Below are 5,566 nucleotides of genomic sequence, written 5' to 3'. Positions count from 1 at the left end.
GAATTAGAGAGAGTTGGGATTGAGTTTTGTTGCGCCATGAGAATTTCCTTTCTGTTTGAGTATCACTTTTCGGAGCCGCTTGGCTGTCCGCTCCTCAACATCGTTCTGCTTTGCAAGGGCGCACAGCGGCGAAGCCTCCCTTGAAAAACAGGTTGTGGGGAGAGACGGTTAACAGCCTGCGAACCCAAAAATGAGGCGAGTGAAAGAAATCGGCGCATAAGAAAACAAGCCCTTATTCGAACTTATTCAAAGACAGAGAGATCAACGAGGAGAGAGGACGAGGTGCCTCGAACGAAGAGAGAAGTGCCTTGGGTGATTGTTCTCAGGAACGTAGAAGCTCATCGAGCAGGCTCGATAAAGCAACTCAAGTTGTCGACAGAGGAGCAAAGCGAAGGAATAAACCGAGCGGAGTGATAACGACCAGATAAATGAACCATGACCTATGTCCTTATACAATTCATCTCACCTTTCTCTTTGAGAAAGCGTTCATACCTCCTTTTTACTGTGCCACGATCGAGTCCCAATACCTTTGCAGCATAAGTATAGTTTCCTAGGGAATGAATCATGCATTCATCCCCCCCCTCCACCGCTTTCATCACCACACTCATATCAGGATCCCTATTAGGACTGACATAAACCAAAAATCGAGCAGTAAGACATTCCCGAACTTTCAACAGATCGACTAGCATTTACTTTTCAGTCCTATGCAGTAGCAGATGAATAACTTCCTGATCATCAATATGACCCACTTCCACTCGATAGGCTCCTGTACCTTGGACTTTATCAATCAACGTATTTAATCGATGAGTTTTAACCTTCTTAGAAAAAGGTTTCATTTTCTAACATTGAGGCAAAACACTGCTGTTCAAAGAGAGCGGTCAACATGATGTAGAGCTCATCCTAATGAGTGAATTTGGCTTGATAACTGAGGTTAATTTCGTTCATTTGCCATAAATTTTCCTCTAGGTTGCCCTTGGCATTCCTGCCTATACTCAGCATGGTCTTCAGCTCTTTCTTACATTTAGAATATTGAGGCTGTTTTATCTTTGGCTTGATGAACTCTACCAAAAACTCATTTCTTTTTTGTGTAAGCCAATAGGCTTGGCTTTGGTCAAATGAATAATAAAGAGAGGGGAGGCGTTTGAAATCGTTTGGTCTATTGCTTGATAGTACTTTAAGTTAAGGCTCATGAATGGTCGCTAACTCTTATAATCCGGTGGAAGAACGTCCGAAGAGCCTGAGCTCAATGTAGTCAAGGTGATACAACCGCGCCCCAGCCCAAACATAATTAACAATTAAGGCGTGACTTGAACACGCTAAGAATAACAAGGTTAATCTCGTTATTTAAGTTTATTCAATACGTTGAAGAATCCTTTGGATTCAACCGTAAATAGAGCACCGACTATTACTGGTAGACCGCTATTAAAAGCGGACCTGCTTAAATTTCCCAACGCCGATAAGCAGATCGCTCTTTTAAAATCACGTCTAGTGCTCTCTCAAATGCGTACTTATTACCCTTAATTAAGTCTCGTGCACCACCACTGTTAAACCAGATGAAAGAATAATATTCAGAGTGATTTGATAAGGTTTTTTTGAAAACAACCCCCATTGTCCCCGTTTAGATACCCATCAAACTTAAACCTTTATTAATTAAAAATATTCTTTAAAGGTTTAATTTCCATCCTTAGTGCTTTATATTGGTTATATAAGATTAAGGCATTAAGGGCACCCAATGACCACCATCATCGATTCATTAGAACTTGTTTGTGAACGTATGCAGCAAGAGCAATCAGATCTGAAAGCCGTTATCAAAGAGCGTATGCAGATCAAAGTAACTGATACAGAAATTGAGGGGAGTGTTGATAGGCTTATCTATAATCACTCATTGAAGAAGAAAGAGCTTCAAGAGCTGTTTGGCTTATCTCGTGTGACCTTCAATTCTAGAATAGATGAAGCAACCGAGCAGGGCGTCGTTGGCGCTCCTATTATCCAAGGACGCACTCACCTGTATAATCGCTTCGACGTCGCCAATATGATGGAGTTCATGAACTTTCCTAAGTACAACCAGCGCTTTGAATCGACAACCGTTGTAGTGGAAAACCATAAAGGGGGCACTGGCAAATCCACCACGACAGTGACCCTAGCGACCACTGCTGCGCTTGATCTTAATCTTAATGCACGCTGCCTAGTGATAGATTTAGATCCCCAAGGCTCAACAGGCCAAAACCTGATTCATCAAGCCGACGATGAATCAGTCTACATGACAGCTGTTGATATCGCGCTAGCAGGCCAAGAGCCCGAAGGTGATTTTTCTCAATACCTTAATGACTACCGTTATGACGAGTTAGTTAAAGCGATTCCGTTTAAGACTCACCTCCCTAACTTAGATGTGATTCCTGCCTTCCCATCAGACGAACGCTTTGTCGATTCTTACTGGGGGCAAGATGAAATAGGTCAACGGAATTTGCTGAGTGTGTTGCGTGAAAAAATCTTACCCATACTTAAAGAAGAGTACGACCTAATCTTCATCGATACGCCCCCACAGAACTCTCCAATTCTCTGGGCAGTGAATGAGGCGGCTGATGCGGTCTTGATTCCAGTCACCCCACGAGAGTTTGATTTTGCCTCAACGAGTAACTACATGGCCACTATGCCAGGTACATTTAGAGCATTACCATCACAAGGAAAAAATTTAAAGTGGGCTAAATTGCTTCCAGTGAACTTCGATGAGAAGAGCGCTCATGAAGTTAAAGTGTTTGATAAATTGCTGCGTGCGGCGCAAGGGCATTTATTATCAACAGCGATCCGTCACTCTGAAGCGTTTGTCGCGGCTGCGGAAAGCAACCGTACAGTACTGGATATTCGAAAATCAGAGCAGATTTGTAGTGGTAAACAATTTGATTTAGCTATGACATCGGTGAATGCCGTGTACCACCAATTCATCACTGAAATTAAGCAGCTAGCAACAAAAGGGCTATAACATGTTACGACCTCAAGACAAGCGAACCGGCTTTAACCAAGGCAATCAATTAGGAAAACGAGTTAAAGCCGAACCCCCTAAAAAAACATTCACGTTTGCTAGCGGTAAAACAGCCACTGCAGAAAGAGTGGTGGTTAAATCAGATGAACTTGAAGTTAAAACTGCAATTCACCCTTTAAATCCACGTCGCCAAGATTCGCTTACGCTTGATGCTGTGCGTGATATATTACCAAGCGTTCAGGAAGAGGGCGTACATACTGAAGGCGTCGCGACCAAAGACGGGCAGGGCACTTACCAGTTACTTGATAGCTCACGTCGCCGTTTCACTTGCATCCATGCTAAAAAAGATTTACCTCTATGGGTTATTGAAGGGGAGATCGACCAAGCTGATTTGCTCGCTTTTATTCAAACTACTCAATCTGTAAAGCGCTTGTCTTACCGAGAATTGGGAGCTGATTACAAAAGCGTGATGCAAGCACAAGGCTTTACGAAGCTCGATGAACTAGCTGACTATCTGAATATTGGACGTGAAACTTGCCGAAAGCGCTTTGCTGCAGCATCAGTTGATCAGCGTTTGATTGAGGTCTTTCCTGATTGCGAAGGGATCCCAAATGGTTACTACGCTAAGCTGGCTAAAGTGGAAAAGCAGTTAGATAAAGAAGGTACTACAACGGCACATTTCATCAGTTCACTTAAGGTGGATGTAGATAATTTAGTCTCTGTAGAAGATAAACAAAAGCAAGTTCTTGCTCAGATGGAGTCGAAGCTTTTAAAGGGTAAAGATAAAATAAGCTGGAAGACTAAACCATTAGCGCTGTTCGATGACAAGAACAAGTATGCAAAGGTATCTCACAGCAGTGATAAGCGGGGGCTTAAGATTGAATTGAGTAGATTGCCCGTTGATGTGTATGACGATATCATACGGTTTGTTTCTGAAAAAGTGCAAGATAAGTAAATAACAACCCCGCCAATGAGCGGGGTTTTTAATGGGGACAATGGGGGTTGTTTTGCCCTATGAACAACAAACCACCTCATTATTTAGATGTCATAACAAAGTTGATGAATATAAAACTTGAGATCAGTATCACTGAAGGTAACAAATTTTTAGTGTTAGCTGCAAAACACTAAAAATCTGTTACCTGAAAATCATAATTCCATTAACTCTAACCTGTGATAGAAAATAGAATCAAACTGCATATCTGCAGGCATTACGATAATACCCATCCTAACACTTTCAATGGCGAGTTTATGGTGTTTACTTAACTCACCATTGACAGGGTATGAAAGTACAATATTAAAGGCTTCTTTTGCGAGTTTTAACATCGGGTTATCAGGTGCTAGCTCTTCAGCTAACTTTGCTCTTTCCAATGCCTCACCTTTATTGTCACTTTTTTGCTTCCATTGGAAAAGGAACTCAAGCGCAACAATACTCTTTCCTCGATAACGAGCTTTATAACCATACGATCCAGACTCTTCATCAACCAAAAAGCTTAGCTCTTTTCTCACTTCTTCGTTAGAAGCAAGCTCTTCGATTGGCTTACGAATACATCGTTCCATGAAGACCTTGTTGTTGGTGTAACTGGATTTGGTTAACTTCCCTTGCTCATCTAAGAGACCGAATAAACCATGTAATTGCGCTATCGATTGCTCATGCAACTTCATTCCAGGCTTTTTAAAGCGAGATAGAATAGTGTAAAGGCGCTTAGAATGTTCTGACTTCAAACTACGAAAAGATAAATGGTTAATTTGAGCGTGGCCAGCTGACTGAGCAAGATAAGCATCCATTAATTCAGCGTTAGGCACCATAATTAGCGCCCCTTTTTTATACGCAACTCGACTAAAAAGAGGCATAAAATCAAATTCTTGATCAGCATCGTTCATTAAGCCTACTTTGCGCGATGAGAGCCTTTTAGCCATAGGCTTTAATGTTGGATAAAGCTGCTTTGCTGAAAGACCAAACCACTCCTTTAACACTTCAGATTGAAACGTATATTCAGGTGCGTATACGTGTCGACCTTCCTGATACGCAACCCAATGGTCTTCGTGTAGTCGAGAGAGGAAGAGTGCAAATGTATCATGCTCTCTCGCCGTCAGTCCTAGCTGGCTAAAAACTAAAGCATGGCTTTTCTTAAAAAAGTCATTAGGCAATTCACGGTAGTCTTCAGTTGTGATCAACTGTCGATGGTCAGTCATAGTAATTAGTTTCAGGTAACAGATTATTAGTGTAGTACAAGGATAAGACTAAATTTCAGTAACCTCAAGAACGTAATTCACAATTTTAGACTAAATTCCTGTAACCTTAATAGAAATACTAAAATGAAACACTCAATATCAAGACTTATGGGATAAAGTCTGTTTGGACACTAAAAAAATGTAACCTTCACACTAAAATTTAGATCAATAACACTAATTTCTTGTTACCCCCAGACTAATTAAAAGATCAACAAGACTAACTACAAGATCAATCACACTAATAATATGTTGCCAAAACCTCAATATCATTATGATTTTAAAGTGTTTTTTAGCAATTATAGATCTTATATAAATTATAGATCATATAGAGGTTATATACTGTTATAGAGATTG

At 40.9% G+C, this 5,566-nt stretch carries 4 protein-coding genes; 2 read left to right on the top strand and 2 right to left on the bottom strand.

Features of this window, described 5'->3' with window-relative positions:
• Positions 1 to 900: 900 nt before the first annotated feature.
• Positions 901 to 1,068 carry a hypothetical protein gene (locus AB4653_RS04735; RefSeq protein ID WP_371700257.1) on the bottom strand — a complete coding sequence of 56 codons (168 nt, stop codon included), beginning with the start codon at positions 1,066 to 1,068 and terminating at the stop codon, positions 901 to 903.
• A gap of 664 nt (positions 1,069 to 1,732) precedes the next feature.
• On the opposite strand from AB4653_RS04735, the gene AB4653_RS04730 reads away from it, so the two are divergent.
• Together AB4653_RS04730 and AB4653_RS04725 are read left to right on the top strand one after the other, a co-directional pair.
• Positions 1,733 to 2,980: a ParA family protein gene (locus tag AB4653_RS04730; RefSeq protein WP_102258081.1), complete on the top strand. Its 1,248-nt coding sequence runs from the start codon at positions 1,733 to 1,735 to the stop codon at positions 2,978 to 2,980.
• Position 2,981: 1 nt separating this feature from the next.
• The gene (locus AB4653_RS04725) at positions 2,982 to 3,935 is read left to right on the top strand and encodes a ParB family protein (protein WP_102258082.1); all 954 of its coding nucleotides are present in this window, start codon (positions 2,982 to 2,984) and stop codon (positions 3,933 to 3,935) included.
• 191 nt (positions 3,936 to 4,126) lie between these two features.
• Here AB4653_RS04725 and AB4653_RS04720 read toward each other — a convergent pair whose 3' ends face one another.
• Positions 4,127 to 5,173: a replication initiation protein gene (locus tag AB4653_RS04720; protein ID WP_017099008.1), complete on the bottom strand. Its 1,047-nt coding sequence runs from the start codon at positions 5,171 to 5,173 to the stop codon at positions 4,127 to 4,129.
• Positions 5,174 to 5,566 lie beyond the last annotated feature (393 nt).

This window comes from Vibrio sp. 10N.222.48.A3, from assembly GCF_041475345.1.
In the GTDB taxonomy this organism is placed as follows: Bacteria; Pseudomonadota; Gammaproteobacteria; order Enterobacterales; family Vibrionaceae; genus Vibrio; species Vibrio tasmaniensis_A.
The sequence above is the reverse complement of the archived record's forward strand: the minus strand, read 5'-3'. Positions and strand labels throughout refer to the sequence as shown.